Genomic DNA, 17,104 nt, shown 5'->3' on the forward strand with positions numbered 1-17,104 from the left:
CTTCCTCAACGGCGGTTGCGTGCGGCGACGGACGTCGGGTCGACGAACCGCAGCGCGATCATCAGCAGGATGAGCGTGGTGAGCATGTAGACGACGGCCATCGCGTCGATCTGCTGCGAGGGCAGTTGGCCCGCCTGCAGCGATGCCCCGAACAGGGCCACGACGATGGTCTGGCTGTTGGGTCCGGCGACCAGGAACGTCAGCTCGAACTGGCCGACCACGCGGACCAGGACCAGCACACCGGCGGCCAGCAGGCCGGGAACCATCAGCGGGGCCAGCACCCGCAGGAACACCTGGCGCATTCCCGCGCCGAACACGCGGGCGGCGTCCTCCACACGGGGGTCGATCTGGTCCACGAACGGGATGAGGACCAGGACGGCGAAGGGGAGCGCCGGCACCAGGTTCACCAGTACGAGTCCGGCGATGGTGTCGTTGAGCCGCAGCTGGTACACCAAGGTGGCCAGCGGCACCGCGTAGCTCATGGTCGGGATGACCTGCGGCACCAGGAACAGCATCAGCACCAGGCGCTTGCCGGGGAAGTCCAGCCGGGACAGGGCGAATGCCGTCGGGATCGCCACCAGCAGCGACAGGGCCACCACGGCGACCGCGACGATCAGCGTCGTGGTCAGCAGACTCGGGAGGTCGAAGTAGGACCATGCGCCGGAGTACCACTTGGTGGTGAGTTCTCCCGGCAGCCACCCGCTGCTGAGCTGCTGGGTGAACGACGCCAGGACGACCACCAGTACGGCGGCCAGCAGACCGCCGATGAACGTCCACAGGCCGGTCCAGGTGACCGCGCCGGTGACGGTGTAGGTGTGACGGCGGCGTGCGGTGATCTCGGCGCTCATCCTTTACCCCCTGCGGTAGAGCCGCGGTAGAGCTTGCTGCGCAGCCCGAACACCAGGCCGATCACCGCCAGTTGGATGACCGCCATGATGACCGCGGTGGCCGACGCGGTGGCGTACTGGGCGTTGGTGTACTCGGTGTAGGCGATCTTGGACAGCACCCGGGTGGGCCCGGCGTCGTTGCCGACCAGGGTTGCCGAGGGGAACACCCCGAACGCGAGCACGAACGACAGGCAGAACGTGATCGTCAGTCCCGGCAGCAGGAGCGGCAGCGCGATCAGCCGGAACCTGGCCCGGGCGTCCGCGCCGAGTACGGCGGCGGCCTTCTCCAGGCTCGGGGCGATGCCCGAGGCGTAGCCGAGCATCAGCAGGAACGCGAACGGGAAGCCGCTGATCACCAGCGACAGCAGCACGCCGAGGAAGTTGCCGGTCAGCGCGAGCGGCTCGTCGACCAGCCCGACGGTCAGCAGCGCCTTGTTGAACCAGCCGGCCGGGCCGAGGAAGTTGTTCATCGCCGAGGCGACGAACACCGTCCCGAGTGTCATGGGGATGAGCACCACGGCGGTGATGACCCGCTTGCCCCGCACCGGACCCCGCATCCGGTACGCGATGGGCAGCGCGGCCCCGACGTTGATCAGCGAGGCCAGCAGCGCGAGTTGCAGTGTGATGAGGACGGACTCGCGGCTGCCCTGGTTGTCGACCAGCCGGTTGTCGAAGAACGCCTGGTAGGCCGAGAGCGGACCGTCCTTGCCCTGGAACGACAGTCCCACCCCGTAGAACAGCGGGTAGACGAAGAACACCAGCATGAACAGCACGCCGGGGACGACCAGCCACAGTACCGGCGTGATCCCCCGTGCCCGGGCCCAGGCGCGGACACCCTCCCGGCCGCGGGTGCTCCGCGTGTTCGCGACGACGGCGCTCACGACTGTTCACCACTCGCGACCAGGGCGGGTTCCTGCGCGCCGAGTTCCGCGTCGGAGGGGAAGACCTGGATCCGCTCCGGCTTCACGTTGGCGTCGACGACGCTGCCCGGCGACAGCGGCTCCAGCGAGTGGGCATGCACCACCGTGCCGTCGGCGGTACGCCCCTCGACCGCGAACGTCCGCCCCTGGTACTCGCACACCCGCACCGTGAGCGGGATGGGCCTGCTGGTTTCCGGACCACCGATGAGCAGGTCGTCCGGGCGGATCATGGCCACCGCGTCGCCGTCGGCCTCCTGTGCGCGCCCACTGGGGAACGCCCAGCCGAGGCCCGCGATCTCGACGGTCCCCCCGGCCATGCGGGCCGGCAGCGCGTTGCGGTAGCCGACGAACGCGGCGACGAAGGCGTTGGCCGGGCTCTCGTACACCTCCGACGGGGTGCCGGTCTGCTGCACCACGCCACTGCGCATGACCACCAGCCGGTCGGCCAGGGACAGCGCCTCGGCCTGGTCGTGGGTGACGTACACGGTGGTGAGGCCGAGTTCCTGGTGCAGCAGCCGGATCTCGGTGCGCATGTCCAGCCGCAGCTTGGCGTCCAGGTTGGACAACGGCTCGTCCATGAGCACGAGCCGCGGCTCGACCACGATCGCGCGGGCGATGGCGACCCGCTGCTGCTGCCCGCCGGAGAGCTGCCCGGGATGCTTGTCCGCCTGCTCGCCCAGTTGCACGAGGTCGAGCGCCTTGCGGACCCGCTCGGTCCGCTCGGCCTTGCCGACCTTGCGCATCCTGAGTCCGAACCCGACGTTCTCGGCCACCGTCAGGTGCGGGAAGAGCGCGTAGTTCTGGAAGACCATGCCGAAGTTCCGCTTCTCCGACGGCAGTGTGTCCACTCGGTGCTCGTCGATCCAGATCGATCCGCTGGTCGGCTCCAGCAGCCCGGCCAGCAGGTTCAGCGCGGTGGACTTGCCGCAGCCCGACGGGCCGAGGAGGGCGATGAACTCGCCCCCCTTCACGGTGAGGTCGAGCCCGTCCAGGGCGGTGAAACCGTTGGGGAACCGACGGCCGAGCCCGTCGATCCGCAGCTCGCCGAAGGTGGCCGCGCGGCTCACTTCTTCGATCCGATCTTCTCGTTCCACTCCGCGAACTTGGCCTGCACGTTCGTACCCGCCATCGGGGCGATCGGCGTACCCTTCTGGAGCGTCTCGACCAGCTCGGGCCTGCCGTACTTCTTGAACACCGCCGCGATATCCGCCGGCGCCAGGTCGGGCGTGACGCCCTTGACCGGGAAACCGCTGCCGTGCAGGGCGTAGGTGAGCGCCTGCTGGTCCGGCTTGAGCATCCACTTGGCCAGGTCGAGGACCACGGCCAGCTTCTCCGCCTCGACGCCGCGCGGCACCGTGACGTACCGGCCCTCGATGACGAGCTTGGGATCATCGAAGGCGGCGACCTCGATGTCCTTGCCCAGGGTGCCGTTGGCGTGCTGCTGCTGGTCCCAGCCGCCCGAGGTGAGCGTCATGTCGATGGCGCCCTTGGTCACCGCGTCGAAGGACTCGGAGGTCTTCGCGTAGTAGGTCCCGGTGTACTTGTTGAGCTCGGCCAGGTACGCCCAGGTCTTGTCCCAGGTCTTGGGGTCGTCCGGGTTGGTGTCGCCGAGCATGTGCGGCAGCGCGTCGATGAACTGGTTGGCCGGGCCGGAACCGCCGGTCGGGTTGGCGTAGCTGAACTTGCCGGGGTGCTTCTTGGCCCAGGCCAGCAACTCCTCCGGCGTGGTGGGCGGGGTGCCGACCCGGGACATGGAATAGGTCAGCAGCGGGCCGTTGGGGTCGGCGGAGTCGGTGATGCCGAACCCGCCGCCCGCCTTCTGCATCACCGAACCCGCCTCGGTGAGCTGCGACGACAGCTCGGGCAGGGCCGACTCGTAGGCCGGCATGAGCTGCACCAGCGTGTTCTGCGCACGCATGTTGGACAGGCCCTCGATGCCCGTCAGCACCACGTCGATCGAGACGCGGCCGGCGGCCTGCTGGGCTGCGAGTTTGCCGGCCACGTCGGCGGGCGCGCCCGTCTCGTAGGTGATGCTGGAGACGAGCTCGGGGTGCGCCTTCTGGTAGTTCTCGATCACCGGCTGCATGTGGGCCAGGTCGCCCGACACATCCAGGATGTTCAGCTTGACCGGGGAATCGGGCAGTGCGGGAGCGGAAGCCGGTGCTTCGGGTAGAGACTGGGTGTCAGGCGCCGAACAGGCCGAAGCGAACAAGGCTGCGGCCAGCAAACCAGCGACACGTACGGCTGATCTGATCTTCATGGGACAGGCCTTCCTCAATCACCGGGCTTCAGCGCCCGGCGGCGGCGAAGGAAATCGCTTTCCGGACCGTAGGGCCAGCCCCGAATGTGTGTCAATGCACGCGTCGACACTGTCTCGTCACGTGATCGGAACACGGCCGTCCGCCGGGTCACGACACCGTCGGAGTGGATCAGCCAGCGACTCTGCGGCCTGTGAACTGGCCAAACGCGATCACTGTCGCCTCGCCGCCACAGGATGGAGGATCATCGGCGCGACACCCGCCGACGTTCTCGATCAAGTATCGTCCCGTTGCGCGCTGTTGCGCGGTCGGCCGTCCGACACCGGAGGAGGCAGCCCGATGTCCGAAGTAGCCAGATCCCCTGTCACATTGCGTGACGTCGCTGCTGCGGCAGGCGTCTCGATCACGACCGCGTCCCGCGTCCTGGGAGGCAGTACCCACTCGGTGTCGCACGCGACCGCCGAGCGTGTGCGCACGGCCGCCGCAGAGCTGCGTTACACGCTGAACGCGTCCGCGCGGGCCATGCGACGGACCAGTGAGGCGGTCGCGCTCATCGCGGACGACCTGACCACACCTTCCATGGGCATGGTGGTCGCGGCGATGGAGAGACAGGCCCGGAAGTCGGGCGCGTTCGTCACCGTGTCCTCGACCCGCGCGACCCCGGACAGGCAACTGCAGACCGTCCGACTGCTGCGCGGGCTGCGGCCGAAGGCGCTGGTTCTCACCTCCGGGCGACTGCAGGGCAATCGGCTCGAAGAGCGACTGCTCAGGGAGTTGGAGGCCTATGAGCGCGAGGGTGGCAGGGTCGTGATCGTCGGTGCCGCGGAGGAAGCGTTCGACTCGATCGACCTGGACAATCACGGCGCCGGATACTGCGTGGGCGACTACATCGCGCAGTCCGGCCACCGCAACGTCGTGATCCTCGGTTCCGAACAGGGCACGGCGAACCTCTCGGCGCGCGTCTCCGGCTTCGTCGACGGGCTGACCAGCGCAGGAGTCCCCGCCGCTGCCGTCCGCACGGTGAGCTGCACGGGCGACCGCCAGGGCGGCTTCGAAGCGGCCCGCGCACTGGCCGGCCAGGGGATGACGGCGATCGACGCCGTCCTCGCCGTCAACGACGCGGTCGCCGTCGGCGCGATGTCGGCACTCCGCGCCGCCGGCGTCAGCGTGCCCCACGACGTGTCGGTGACGGGAATCGACGACATCCAGCTCGCGGTCGACGTGACGCCTCAGCTGACCACGGTCGCGCTGCCCCTGACCGACATGGGGGCGACCGCCATCCGGATGGCGCTGGCCGACCGCCACGAACCGACGACCCTGACGGTCCAGGGCCACCTTGTCGTCCGTGACAGCACCATGCCGAGGGGCACGCGAGCGCCGCGCCCTTGACTGTGTGCCGCCTCGCGTTCAAACTCTGGAAAGCGATTGCCATTCCTGATGTCGATAGTTACTGGCGGTGACGAGCCCACGATGCCCGCACTGGACAGCAGGTCCGAATCCGGCGCGACACCCCGCCGCACGCGGGCCTCCCAACCGGAGCCCGGCTCGGTGACCCTGCAGGATGTCGCCACGGAGGCGCAGGTCTCCCTCGCCACGGCGTCCCGAGCCCTCAACGGTGGCAGCCGCGGCGTCCGGTCGGAAAACCTCGTGCGTGTGCGCGCCGCCGCGGCCAGGCTCGGCTATGTGCCCAACGCCTCGGCACAGGCCACAGCCAGGGGGTCGACCCAGACCGTGGCGCTGGTGGTCAGCGACGTGGCCGATCCCTACTACTCTGCCGTCGCCGCCGGGATCACCGACGCGGCGGAAGCGCACGGGCTCGTCGTCACCATGACCGTCGCCGACCGTTCCCCCCGGCGCGAACTGGAACTCGTCAGAGGACTGCGGGGTCACCGTCCGCAGATCATCGTCATCGCCGGCAGCCGGATCGACGACAGCGAGACCGAGCAGGAGCTCATCGACGAACTCTCGCAGTACCGGGCCACCGGAGGCCGCGTGGTGCTGATCAGCCAGCCGGGCCTGCCGTTCCCCACCGTCACCGTCGACAACGCGCACGGAGCCGAAGCGCTGGCCCGGACCATGGCGCAGGCCGGCTACCGGCAGTACACGATCATCTGCGGCCCCGATCGCATCAAGACCTCGCTCGACCGGCGCAGGGGGTTCACCGCCGGCCTGCGCGCATCCGGGATCGAGACCGACGACCACGTGCTCATACGCACCCAGTTCACCCGCAGTGGTGGCTACGACGCGGCTCGCGAACTGGTCGAACGAGGCCTGGGCGACACCGAGTTGATCTTCGCGGTCAGTGACACGATGGCGATCGGCGTGATGACCGCGCTGCGCGACGCGGGCCTGGAGCCCGGTCGTGATGTCGCGGTGGCCGGTTTCGACGACATCAGCTCGGCGATCGATGTCGCACCCGCGCTGACCACCGTCGCCGTGCCGCTCAGAGAAGCCGGGATCGAAGCGGTCCGGCTCGCGCTGTCCGACGAGAAGGCCCACCCGGTGCGCCTCCCGACGACCGTGCGCATCCGGGAGAGCACCCCTCGCGCCCTGGCGTCCGGCCGTTCGCCGACCGGATCGTCCACGTAGATACCGATGGACATCGGCGGGGGTGACGCGGCGGACGAACATGTCCCCGACGACAGCACGCGCTGGTCGGGAAGCCAGGCGAACCGGTCGCCGATGGTGTGCACAGGACGGCCAGGATCGTGCAGGTCGCCACCGTGGCTTTCGCCGTCGCTTCCCCCCGTGACTTCGCCCGTGGCTTCGCCCGTGCAGGGTGAGTGCCCTGCGGGTCGTCGGGTACGGGGCGCGCCGGGTGACCGCGCCCCGGGCGGCTACGGGGCGCCACACTGAGGGCAGCCGTCGATGACGGGACCGGCCAAGGGGCCCCGCCGCCGTGGCGGGGCCCTGCCGGTTGCCGCTTCGTGCGTTACCAGGGCTGCTGAGTGTTGAAGAAGCGCTCGAAGAAGTCCGCCTTCGCCGGTGCGGCGACCTTGACGGGCTTCCACGCGTCGCCGAGCTCCATCACGGTCGGCGTGTCGGCCTTCGAGGCAGCCCAGACGGGCAGGCCCGAGCCGTTCGGGTCACCGTGCGTGACGAAGTTGACGACGTAGGAGGAGAGCCTGTCGGCGATCTCCTCGTCGGTGTCCGTCCACGACGAGCCACCGGCGTACAGGTTGCCGAACATGTACTGGATCTCCGAGCCGTGGTAGGCGCCCGACGACTGGCCGGGCGGGGCGTGGGTCCAGAAGTAGCTGAACACCGGGCTCTTGGCCGTGCGCGCCCAGGCGGTGGCCCACAGGTGGGCGGAGGTACGGTCACGGTCGCGGATGGCGTCGCCGGTGCGGGCGCTCGCCTCGGAGTCGGTGCTCGCCGGGTAGAGCGTCAGGAATTCGTCCGCCATCGAGCCGTACGTCGAGGCGGCCGTGGACTGGTACCCGGAGACGGTGACCGAGAGGTTCGGGGAGGCGCCGTTCTCGTTGCGGTTGTTGCCGTTCATGATCGGCACATCGTGCTGGGCGCCGGTGCGCAGCGCCTCCCAGTACGTCCGCGGCATCACGTAGCCGTCGAGGACGGGGCGGAACAGCGGGGGCGGCGGGTTGCCGGGCACGCTGGTGTCGTTGGCGTTGTTGCCGACCAGCAGCTCGGTGACCGTCAGGGCGCGCAGGTCCGCCAGTGTGGCGGCGTTGTGCGCCGTGGCGTAGGCGGTGCCCTGGCTCTCCGCCGTGGCCAGGGTACGGTACGAGCTGGCCAGGGTCCGGATCTGGGTGTCGCGTGGGTGGTAGGCGCCGCTCTCCATGATCGCCCCGTGGAACAGGCCCCGGGTGAGCGGCGAGTAGACCAGGTGCTGCACGGAGGCGGCGCCCGCGGACTGCCCGGCGATCGTGACGCGGTTGGGATCGCCGCCGAAGGCGTGAATGTTGCGCCGCACCCAGCGCAGCGCCGCGATCTGGTCGAGCAGGCCGTAATTGCCGGAACCATGGCCGGACTCGGCGCTGAGCTCGGGAGTGGCGAGGAAGCCGAAGACGCCGGTGCGGTAGTTGAGCGTGACCACCACCAGGCCCTTGGCTGCCAGACCCGAGCCGTCGAACGCGGGGTCGGATCCGGAGCCGCTGACGAACCGGCCGCCGTAGATCCACACCAGGACGGGGCGGCGCTCCTTGGCGGAGGCGGCCGCGGTCCACACGTTGAGGTTGAGGCAGTCCTCGCTCATCGCGGTCTGCGAGGCGGAGGACGAGGGGGACGGGGAGGACGACGGGGACGGCGACGGGCCCGGGCCCATGGCGCCCCCCTGCGGGCAGATGTCGCCGAAGGTGTCGGCCTTGCGTACGCCGCTCCAGGCCGCGGGCGGCTGGGGCGGGCGCCAGCGGTTCGCGCCCGCGGTGGAGGCCGCGTAGGGAATGCCCTTGTAGACCGCGACACCGGACAGCAGCGCCTGCGTGCCGGAAACCAGCCCGGTGTCGATCCGGACCGGACCGGTCAGCGGGTCCTTCGCGGTCCCGGCCGCGGGGGCGGCGTAGGCGGAGGTCAGGTCGACGGTGACCGCGGCGGCGGCCACAACGATCGACCCGCCCAGGAAGGCGCGCCTGTTGAGCGCAGTTCGGCGAATGTGGGGGGAACGGTCCGCGGTCAAAACCAAGGTCCTCTCGATCGTTGGTCCGGCGCTGTCTCGCCCGCTGGAGGCAGGGCCGTCGTCAGCTTGCTGTTCTCGTCTGAGAGAGACATGAGGGATGCCTGGGATACGGGTAAGTCCCTCGCCGGGCCAGTGGAATTGACCGTGTTCCCGCACACGTTTCCGACCGGCGGGCGCGGTCCGCGAGAGCCGCGCGGCCGTGTGCGCGACGCGCAAGGAACACAGCCGTGCACGAGCCGCCCGGCGGGACCGCGCGCGGGCTGCACCGCAGCGGAGTAATCACCGGCCAGGGCGACAACCGAGGGCGCCCGGCCGTGGTACTTGGCCGCGTGCTGTTCGTCGTCCGGCGCGACTGCCACGCCATGCTCGCCCCGGTACACCCCGCTCCCTCGCCCCGACCTTCCCTCAGTTCACAGAGCCGCAGGTGGCGCCCGCCACTGCCGTAACCACTTCGGCAAGGCCGCGGCACGCCGTCTGAACAGTGGCTGCCACGGCAGCCCGTCCCGAGCGGAGAACCATGTTCCGCTCCCGTTCCGCACACACCTCCCGCGGTGTCCGCTCAGACTGACCTCCCGCGCCGCGGCGCCGGCTCGGCCGCTTGCTGGCAAGCGTGTGCGTCAAGCCGACCTGGCAAGCGTTGAGATCGGCTGGGTAAACCGCCGGATGCGAGACCCGCATGTCCGGTGGTGGGGTGGGAGGGCCCGGCGACCCGGCCCTCCCACCCGGTTCTACGGGGTCACGGTCAGCGCGGGCGCCACTTCGGCGGTCGCCCTGGTGAGCTTCCCGGAGCCGGTGGCGCCTTCGGAGCTGACGAAGCGCAGCTCGTGGTTGGTGCCCCCCGCGTTGCCGACGGCGAGCAGGAGCGTGGACTGACCGGCCGCGTAGGCGTTCTGGACGAAGGAGGTGATGTCGACGGTGATGTCGCGGCCGTCGATGGCGTTGCCCTGGTGGGTCCCGCCGCCCTCGGGGATGATGGTCGAACCGAGGGTGAAGGTGGCCGACTTCGCGACGGAGGAGGTCGTGGCGGTGAAGCTCGGCCGGTTCTGCCAGGTCATCGTGTTGATCGGGCAGGACGTGCCGCCGCCGGTGCACGTGGTGTCGCTGACGGGTTGCACGAGGAGTTGGTCGGTGTCGGTCGACGGAACCGACGAATAGCGGTGGCCGACGTAGGTGAGATGGAGTGTCGCCTGGCTCGGTGCCCTGGTGAGGCTGCTGAGGGGGAACTGGAGGTAGGAGAGCTTTCCGTCTCCGGATCCTGTGGTGTACTGCTCGCCCATCAGGCCGACCCCGGTGTTGCGGGTGATGAGGGTCAGGTCCGAGGAGTTGTTCTTGGTCTGGTCGCCCCACCACGCACCCACCCAGGTGTCGCCGTCGGCGAGGGCGCCGGCCTTGACGTTCCGGGTCTGGCCGTTCGCGTCCGTGTAGGTGGTGGTCAGCGTGCCGATCCCGCTCGTCGTCAGCGGGAACTGGCTGGTGTATCTGACGAGCCGGCCTGCGACGTGGAGGTCGTTCAGTGTCGCGTTCGTGACGCCGCTCAACGGGCTGCTGTTCGTCCTCTGCTGCGAGAACCACACGTTGTCGAGCTTGAAGGTGCCGATCGGGGCCCTGGTGTACGTGTACGTGGTGCCCGACCCGTCGGGGTTGGGGGCGTATCCGTAGATCGCCTGCTGCTCGGCGGTGATGGTCTTGGTGGCGCTGCCGTTGGAGACCGCGACCGGTCCCTTGGTGAACCGGGAGTTGTCGATCGAGCTGTTCTTCACCACGACGCTCATGTCCGGGTACGGGTTGGGGCCGCCGCCGCCTATGGAGATGCCACCGGCCCACGGCGACACGGAGTTGAAGTTGTCGAACGTGTAGTTGTAGAGCCGGTATCCGTACGGGGCCCATCCGATCCGGATCGCGTTGCCGGCACTGACGGACCAGTTCAGCGTGTTGCTGACCGAGATGTTCTTCGAGTCCTGGTTGTCCCAGTGGTAGGAGTCGAACCCGAGTTCGTCGGCGACGGTGTCGTGGGCGCCCACCGCGTTGACATAGCCCTGGAGGTCGGGGGTGGAGGTGCCGAGCTGGAAGTTGTTCCACACGCCGGGGGCCAGCGGGGTGAAGCCGTCGCTGGGGTTGTAGTGGCCGGAGGCGAACGCGTCGTCGTTGCCGAGGGTGAAGACGCCGTTGGCGGTGATGTCCTGGCCGCTCGCGAAGTTCGTCCCGTCGATCCATGGCTGGCGGTACGGAGTGAGGGCCTTGATGTTGTTGAACGTCACCCTGTTGGCGCTGTGGGTCTCATAGTTCCACTGCTTCGCGTTGCGCACGTAGGTGTCGTCGAACGTGATGTCCGACGAGTGCATGACCATGACGCCGCCCTGGTGCTGGCTGCGGTAGGCGTCGTGCAGGTCACCGGTGCTGCGGGCGTTGTAGTTCGCCACGCCGTTGCCGTCGAAGACGCCGCGGCCGTCGATTTCGATGTCGCTCGAGTTGATGATCCCGACCGCCGGCTCGAACGCCTCCATGTACGCCTGGATGCGGTTCTTCAGCAGGGCCCCTTCGTCGGTGTAGATCTTCAGCTTGCCGCCCTTGAGTTTGCTGCCATCCAGACCGTTGACCAGGAGACCGGACCACACGTACGTGCCGTTCGGGAAGTAGAGCGTGTTGAGCGCCGTGGGGTTGGCTTTGATGGTGTCGATGGCGGCCCGCAGGGCGTACGTGACGTCGTCGGCGGCCATCGCCCGCACATTCGGGTAGCGCACATTGACGCTGCTCGCGCTCACCAGGCTCCCGGCCGAGGTCTTCTGACCGGCGGGGACGGCGGTGCCGTTGACGGTCTTGCCGGCCATGGAGCTCGTCGTCGCGGCGGGAGCCTTCTGAGCCACGCTGTTCGGGTGCGCCGCGAGGTACTTCGCGGCGAACTGCTGGAAGTTGAGGACACCGGTCTGCAGGTTGACGCCGGAACCGTCCGGTGCGCTCGTGGTGTTGGGGCGCTGCGCCGGGTCTTCCAGAGGGTCGTTGACGACCGCCAGGTAGGGCTGTCCCGTGGCGTTGGTCGAGTCGCCGTTGACCATCACGATCGCTTGGTTCAACCCCGCGTCGGCTGACATCCGGAACGTCAGGGTGTGCTTGTCCGCGCTCACCGAGACGCTGCCGGCCGGGTAGTAGCGCGCCGGGTAGATGTTCACCGTGTCGATCGTGGTGCTGGGCAGTGTGACCGTGATCGTCGGTGTCCGGGAGTCCGACGCGAAGCGCGCGATGTCGAAGTTGTGGCCGTTCTGGGTGTACTTGACAGCCTGGACGGGCGTGCCGGCGACTTCCACCTGGTACTTGGTGGACGCCACGTCCGGGGACGTCGTCGTGCCGCCTCCCACCCCCGTCGGTGCGTACGTGTGGACGGTGGTGGCGGCGTGTGCGGGGACGGTGCCGGTGAGCATGAGGCCCGCCACCGCGATGGTGGCGCCGGCGGCGGCCGCGATGAAGCGCTTCACGCGCGAGCTGCGTCGCGCCAAGGCGGGGTTCGGGTCGGCGTCGTCGCCGGCCGGTCTGATCATGCCTGTCTCTCCTCAGGACGAGACCCTTCCAGGTCTGTTCAGGCGCTCGCCGTCTGCTGGAGACGGCGCGGAGCATTCGCGATGCCGCGGCCGGACCGCGGCCGTCGGGGCCGTCGCGGTCGCCAGGGTGACTCCACCGGATTGACCGATCCACGGGACCAGGCGTGGCCGGGAGGTTACTGCCGCATTTCCGGAACCGTCAATGCTCCGTGCACTCTCAAGTCGCGGAAAAGGCCGTGACCTGCCCGCTACGCGCTCATCGTGCTCCGTAACGGCTGAATCACGGCCACCGCGCGAAACCTTGCTCTGTTGCGACAGTCGCCCTACGCTGACGCCACTTTCGTGGATCGATAAACGTCTCAGGGGGCGTACGTGGTGACAATGGCGGAGGTGGCAGCTCGGGCGGGAGTCACCAAGCAGACCGTCTCCAACGTGGTGTCCGGCAAGAAAGTGCGGCCGGAGACCCTGGCGAAGGTGAACAAGGCGATCGCCGAACTCGGCTACAAGCCGAATCTGGTGGCGCGCTCGCTGCGCACCGGCAGCACGTCGACGGTGGGGCTGTTCGTGCCGTCGGTGGCCAACCCGTTCTACTCGGAGATGGTCGAGGAGGTGGAGAACCTCCTGGTCGGCCACGGATACAACCTGCTGCTCGCCACGACGCGCGACGATCCCGACTACACCCGGGCCCACTTGGAGAACCTCGCCGCGCGCTCGGTGGACGCACTGCTGGCCGCCGGGGACAAGGGCGTCGATCAGCAGCTGCCGATGCTCGCCGCGGCCGGCTTCCCGGTCGCGCTGTTCGCGTGGGAGGGGGACCCGCCGACCACGCTCCCGGTGGTGTCCATCGATTACCAGCACGCCGGGTTCCTGGCCGGGTGCCACCTGCGGGATCTCGGCCACCGGAACGTCGCGGTGGTCGCCGACCTCCCCGCGCACGAGCCGCGCGTCGTGGGGTTGCGCCGGGCGTTCGCTGCCGACGGGCTGGACGACCGCAAGGTGTTCGCCTGCACCAGCGACGACGCCGCCGGCGGGTTCGCAGCGGCCTGCGCGGCGCTGGACGCGGATCCGGAGCTGACGGCGATCTTCGCCACCCACGACATCCTGGCCGTCGGTGCCGTCGAGGCGGTGGTCCGGTCCGGGCGGCGGGTCCCCGAAGACGTCAGCGTGGTCGGCTTCGACGACATCGCCCAAGTCGGGCGGATCCGACCCGCGCTGACCACGGTCACCTTCCCCAAACGCGAGATGGCCCAGCAGGCCGTGGAACTACTGCTGCGAGCCGTCGACTCCGGCCGGCCGCCGACCAACGTCGTGACGCTGCTGCGCCCGGCCCTGACCGTAAGGGACAGCAGCGGCCCCGTCCGGGGCGACCGCTCGGCGCCTGGCCCCGCTTGATCTGCCGCGGCACACCCCATGAGCCGCCGGCGCAGTCCTTCCCAGCCGTTTCCCGCGCCACGGGGCATTCCGAGAGGAAACTCCTTCACTGATGAACGGCCTTGACCCCAACGCCTACGTCGAAGACCGGTCGCCGGGCACCGGACGGCTGCGGCCGCGCGCCGCGTTCGCTTCCGACCTGCCCACGATCGCGCTCGACGGCGACTGGAGATTGCGGCTGGCGTCAGGGCTGGACGACCTCACCGGGGACTTCGCCGCGCCGGACTTCGACGACACCGCCTGGGACCTGCTCGCCGTGCCGCCCTGCTGGCAGATGACCGGCCTGCCCGGCGAGCGGCGCTACGGTGCCCCCGGCCTACACCAACATCCTGTACCCGTTCCCGGTCGACCCGCCGCGGGTGCCCCGGCAGAACCCGACCGGCGAGTACCGCCGCGCGTTCGACGTTCCGGACGGGTTCCCGGCATCGACCGCGGTGCTCCGGTTCGAGGGCGTCGACTCCGCGTTCGCGGTGTGGCTCCTGAGCGCGGCGGTCGACCAGGACGTGGATCCAGGTCGCGGTGACCGATCGCGCAAGGTTCCTGTCCGTGGCCGGGCTTCGCCGCGACGGTCACGCGGCGGGCGCTGCGGCCTCCGCCGTCTGGCCGGCCGACCGGCCGACGGCGCGCTGTGCGAGGGTCTGCTCGTGCAGGCGGCGGGCGGACTCGATCAGCCGGATGCCGTCCGGTGCCCACGCGCAGTTCTGACCAGGGGAAACAGCGCCGTGCGGCAGTGCCAGGCACCCCCTGGCAAGAACTCGATCCCACGCCTGAAGCGGGTGTCGCAGGGGTTCGAATCCTGCCGTCGATACACCCAGCGCCCGGTGAAGAGGGCTACTCGAAGGGGAACGGACAGGCGAAACTTGGAGGCAGCAGGAGCAAACGCTCTGGTCAGCGGCATCTTCTGCGTGAGCGATGCATGAGCGGACGGTGCGGCACAACTCGCCGCGCGCCGGATCGGCACTCACGACGCACAGACTCTGACCAGGTGGTTCCGGACACACCCGGCGTCGGAGACCGAACCCCGGCGAGCCGCACCAGTGCCGTGCACGTGCTGGACCGGGCTGGTGGCCGACGGCTGTCTCGGAGACGTGTGCGTGCACACGGTGCCCCTCCGGACCTGCCCCGTACCCGCCGGGGGCTGGGCAGTAGCCAGGCCCCCGGAGGTATCACGTCGGACTCACTGTGTGTAGAAGGTGGCGTCGGCCCGGTCGGTCGCCGTGCTGGGAGCCTGGATGTTCAGCAGGTAGTTGTAGTGGCGGATGTAGCGGCCCGGGAAGTTGTAGGACTCGTAGGAGATTCCGGCGGAGTCCGCGAGGCCGGCCCGGGCGGTGAAGGAGGCGTCACCGGCGAACTGCGCCGTCCCGTCGTTCTTCTCCACCCACACCTCGAAGTTCTTGTGGCGCAGGAAGTAGCCGGGGAAGTTGGCCGACTCCAGGGAGACGGTTCCGCTGCCGGCGAGACCGGTGACGACGCGGAACTGCGAGTCGGCCAGAGGGGAGACGTTCGCCTCGATCCTCGCGCGGAACTCCCAGTGCCGGATGAAACGGTCGGGGAAGTTGTACGAGGAGAGCCGGACGGGGGTGAGACCGTCGGCGACCGGGATGCCGAAGTCGGGGGTGCCGTCGGCCTTCCAGTAGATCTTCTGGACGCGGGTGCGGCGGTTGGGGTCGCTCAGCGGGTCGCCGCTGATGTCCTTGTAGCTGCGGTCGTGGTAGACGAGGATGTCGGACTTGCCGTCCTCGGAGACCGTGAACTGGTTGTGGCCGGGGCCGTACTGGCTGGTGGCGGCGTTGCTGGCGAAGACCGGGCCGGCGGACTTGGCCCAGGACGAGGCGTTGAGCAGATCGGCCGACGCAGAGGCGGTCAGCAGGCCCATGCAGTAGTTGGCGTCGGTGGCGCTGGCCGAGAAGGTCATGAAGACCTTGCCGTTGCGCTGGATGACGGCCGGGCCCTCGTTGACCGTCTGGCCTCCGGCGGTCTCCCACGAGGCGGTCGGCCGGCTGAGCATGACCGGGGTGCCGGTGATGGTCCATGGGCTGGACATCTGCGCCATGTAGATGTTGGTGCCGGATCCGACGGCCGGGTCGTTCTGCGCCCAGGCGAGGTAGCGGGTGCCGTTCACGGCGAAGGTCGTCGCGTCCAGGGAGAAGGTGTCGAGCGGCAGGGCGATGCGGCCCTTCTCCGTCCAGGTCCCCGTGATCGGGTTCGCGGCGGTGCACTCCAGGACGTACGGCCGGATCTTCCAGACGTTGTTGGCGTCGCCGGCGGCGAAGTAGATGTACCACTTGCCGTCGATGAAGTGGATTTCCGGAGCCCAGATGTGGGCGCCCATCGTGCCGCTGGCGTGCTTGGTCCAGATGGTCGTCTCGGCGGCTGAGGAGAGTCCCTGGATCGTGGTGGCACGGCGCAGCACGATGCGGTCGTACGCCGGCACCGTGGCGGTGAAGTAGTAGAAGCCGTCGGTGTGCTTCCAGATGTGCGGGTCGGCCCGCTGCTCGGCGATGGTGTTCGTGTAGGTCACACCGGGTGACGCGGGCACCGCGGCGTGGGCGGTACCGGCCGCGACGCCGGTGAAGGTGGTGGCGGCGGATCCGGCCATCAAGCCGAGAACCGTCCGACGGGTGAGTGCAGGCCTCACGGTTTACTCCCTTGGAAACCTTTGGGGCTGGAGCTGGATGGAGGGGCGAGGAGGCACCGAGGACATTGGTCGTGATTTCGAACAGAGTTCGTGATCTCGGCCAGAAGATAAGTTCCTCACGCGGCCCAGTCAACGCTTCTGTCACAGGTGCTTTCCGGTGCCGGGTCACCGGCCAGGTCCGGAGGCGGCTCCGGCGTTCCTGCCGCGCTCGGTCGGGCGCGGAGGTGGACGGGGCACCGCCGACCCGATGGTGGTGGTGTCCGCAGGCGCCGCCTGGCACGCCCACCCCGCGCTGACCTCGTGCCGACCGGGTGCGAGGGGCGGCGACCCGGTGTCGTCCTTTCGTCCGGATGAAGGTGGTCGCCGTGCCAGGGCGCGGTTCGGGCAGGTGAGTGACGACGCCGACGACAGTGTCGAACGACGATCATCCCGGCCTGCCGACGGTCGGCGCTGAAGGTGCCATGTGCCGACCGGTGAGGGCGCTGTCTGTACGGCCGGCGAAAAGATCATCTGGGTCGGACAGGACATCCCGGCTTGAACTCGGCTCGCCCTGGCCGCTTCGGGTTCCTCTTCGACGGCGTGGCAGTACCCGCAATTCCGCGTGATGACGACGCGGAGGAGAGCCTGCCCGTCGAGATGCGCACGCAGTGTCCAGATGCGCACGCAGTGTCCGGCCGAACCGGCCCGGAGAAGGCGTCACCGGGCACATTGCGCGGCAGTGCCCCGCGCCAAGTCTCTTGTTCGTCAAAAGAGTTCGGTTGCAGGCATTGACAGCCATCCAAGGGCCCTCCTAACTTCACT

Annotated in this window: 11 protein-coding genes; 4 read left to right on the forward strand and 7 right to left on the reverse strand. The window is 69.1% G+C overall.

The window, feature by feature from the left end; genetic code table 11:
- Positions 1–5: 5 nt before the first annotated feature.
- From HJD23_RS00795 to HJD23_RS00810, 4 genes are read right to left on the reverse strand one after another with little or no spacing between them, the layout of a single operon-like run.
- Entirely contained in the window at positions 6–848 is an 843-nt protein-coding gene (locus tag HJD23_RS00795) for an ABC transporter permease subunit (RefSeq protein ID WP_171110194.1), read from the reverse strand.
- Positions 845–1,768, reverse strand: coding sequence for a sugar ABC transporter permease (locus HJD23_RS00800; RefSeq protein ID WP_240980580.1), 924 nt, complete (start codon positions 1,766–1,768; stop codon positions 845–847). The genes HJD23_RS00795 and HJD23_RS00800 overlap by 4 nt, the downstream gene beginning before the upstream one ends.
- Positions 1,765–2,874: an ABC transporter ATP-binding protein gene (locus tag HJD23_RS00805; RefSeq protein ID WP_171110195.1), complete on the reverse strand. Its 1,110-nt coding sequence runs from the start codon at positions 2,872–2,874 to the stop codon at positions 1,765–1,767. The genes HJD23_RS00800 and HJD23_RS00805 overlap by 4 nt, the downstream gene beginning before the upstream one ends.
- Positions 2,871–3,914 carry an extracellular solute-binding protein gene (locus HJD23_RS00810; protein ID WP_171110196.1) on the reverse strand — a complete coding sequence of 348 codons (1,044 nt, stop codon included), beginning with the start codon at positions 3,912–3,914 and terminating at the stop codon, positions 2,871–2,873. The genes HJD23_RS00805 and HJD23_RS00810 overlap by 4 nt, the downstream gene beginning before the upstream one ends.
- A 490-nt stretch (positions 3,915–4,404) precedes the next feature.
- Between HJD23_RS00810 and HJD23_RS00815 the strand changes: the two genes are divergently transcribed.
- Positions 4,405–5,454: a LacI family DNA-binding transcriptional regulator gene (locus HJD23_RS00815; protein WP_171110197.1), complete on the forward strand. Its 1,050-nt coding sequence runs from the start codon at positions 4,405–4,407 to the stop codon at positions 5,452–5,454.
- 159 nt (positions 5,455–5,613) lie between these two features.
- Positions 5,614–6,654 carry a LacI family DNA-binding transcriptional regulator gene (locus tag HJD23_RS00820; RefSeq protein WP_206352689.1) on the forward strand — a complete coding sequence of 347 codons (1,041 nt, stop codon included), beginning with the start codon at positions 5,614–5,616 and terminating at the stop codon, positions 6,652–6,654.
- 343 nt (positions 6,655–6,997) lie between these two features.
- Here the strand turns inward: HJD23_RS00820 and HJD23_RS00825 are convergent, their stop codons facing one another.
- Both HJD23_RS00825 and HJD23_RS00830 read right to left on the reverse strand, forming a co-directional pair.
- Entirely contained in the window at positions 6,998–8,701 is a 1,704-nt protein-coding gene (locus HJD23_RS00825) for a carboxylesterase family protein (RefSeq protein WP_206326036.1), read from the reverse strand.
- Positions 8,702–9,429: 728 nt separating this feature from the next.
- Positions 9,430–12,234, reverse strand: a complete 2,805-nt coding sequence (locus HJD23_RS00830) for a DNRLRE domain-containing protein (RefSeq protein WP_171110199.1) — start codon at positions 12,232–12,234, stop codon at positions 9,430–9,432.
- A gap of 381 nt (positions 12,235–12,615) precedes the next feature.
- Here HJD23_RS00830 and HJD23_RS00835 point away from each other — a divergent pair, with 381 nt between their 5' ends.
- Both HJD23_RS00835 and HJD23_RS43240 read left to right on the forward strand, forming a co-directional pair.
- Positions 12,616–13,626 carry a LacI family DNA-binding transcriptional regulator gene (locus HJD23_RS00835; protein WP_206326187.1) on the forward strand — a complete coding sequence of 337 codons (1,011 nt, stop codon included), beginning with the start codon at positions 12,616–12,618 and terminating at the stop codon, positions 13,624–13,626.
- Between the two features lie 398 nt (positions 13,627–14,024).
- Entirely contained in the window at positions 14,025–14,585 is a 561-nt protein-coding gene (locus HJD23_RS43240; protein ID WP_240980960.1) for a hypothetical protein, read from the forward strand.
- Between the two features lie 257 nt (positions 14,586–14,842).
- Here the strand turns inward: HJD23_RS43240 and HJD23_RS00845 are convergent, their stop codons facing one another.
- Positions 14,843–16,264: a family 43 glycosylhydrolase gene (locus HJD23_RS00845; RefSeq protein ID WP_171111708.1), complete on the reverse strand. Its 1,422-nt coding sequence runs from the start codon at positions 16,262–16,264 to the stop codon at positions 14,843–14,845.
- Positions 16,265–17,104: the final 840 nt, after the last annotated feature.

Source organism: Streptomyces sp. Z423-1 (genome assembly GCF_013009255.1).
Taxonomy (GTDB): domain Bacteria; phylum Actinomycetota; class Actinomycetes; order Streptomycetales; family Streptomycetaceae; genus Streptomyces; species Streptomyces gossypiisoli.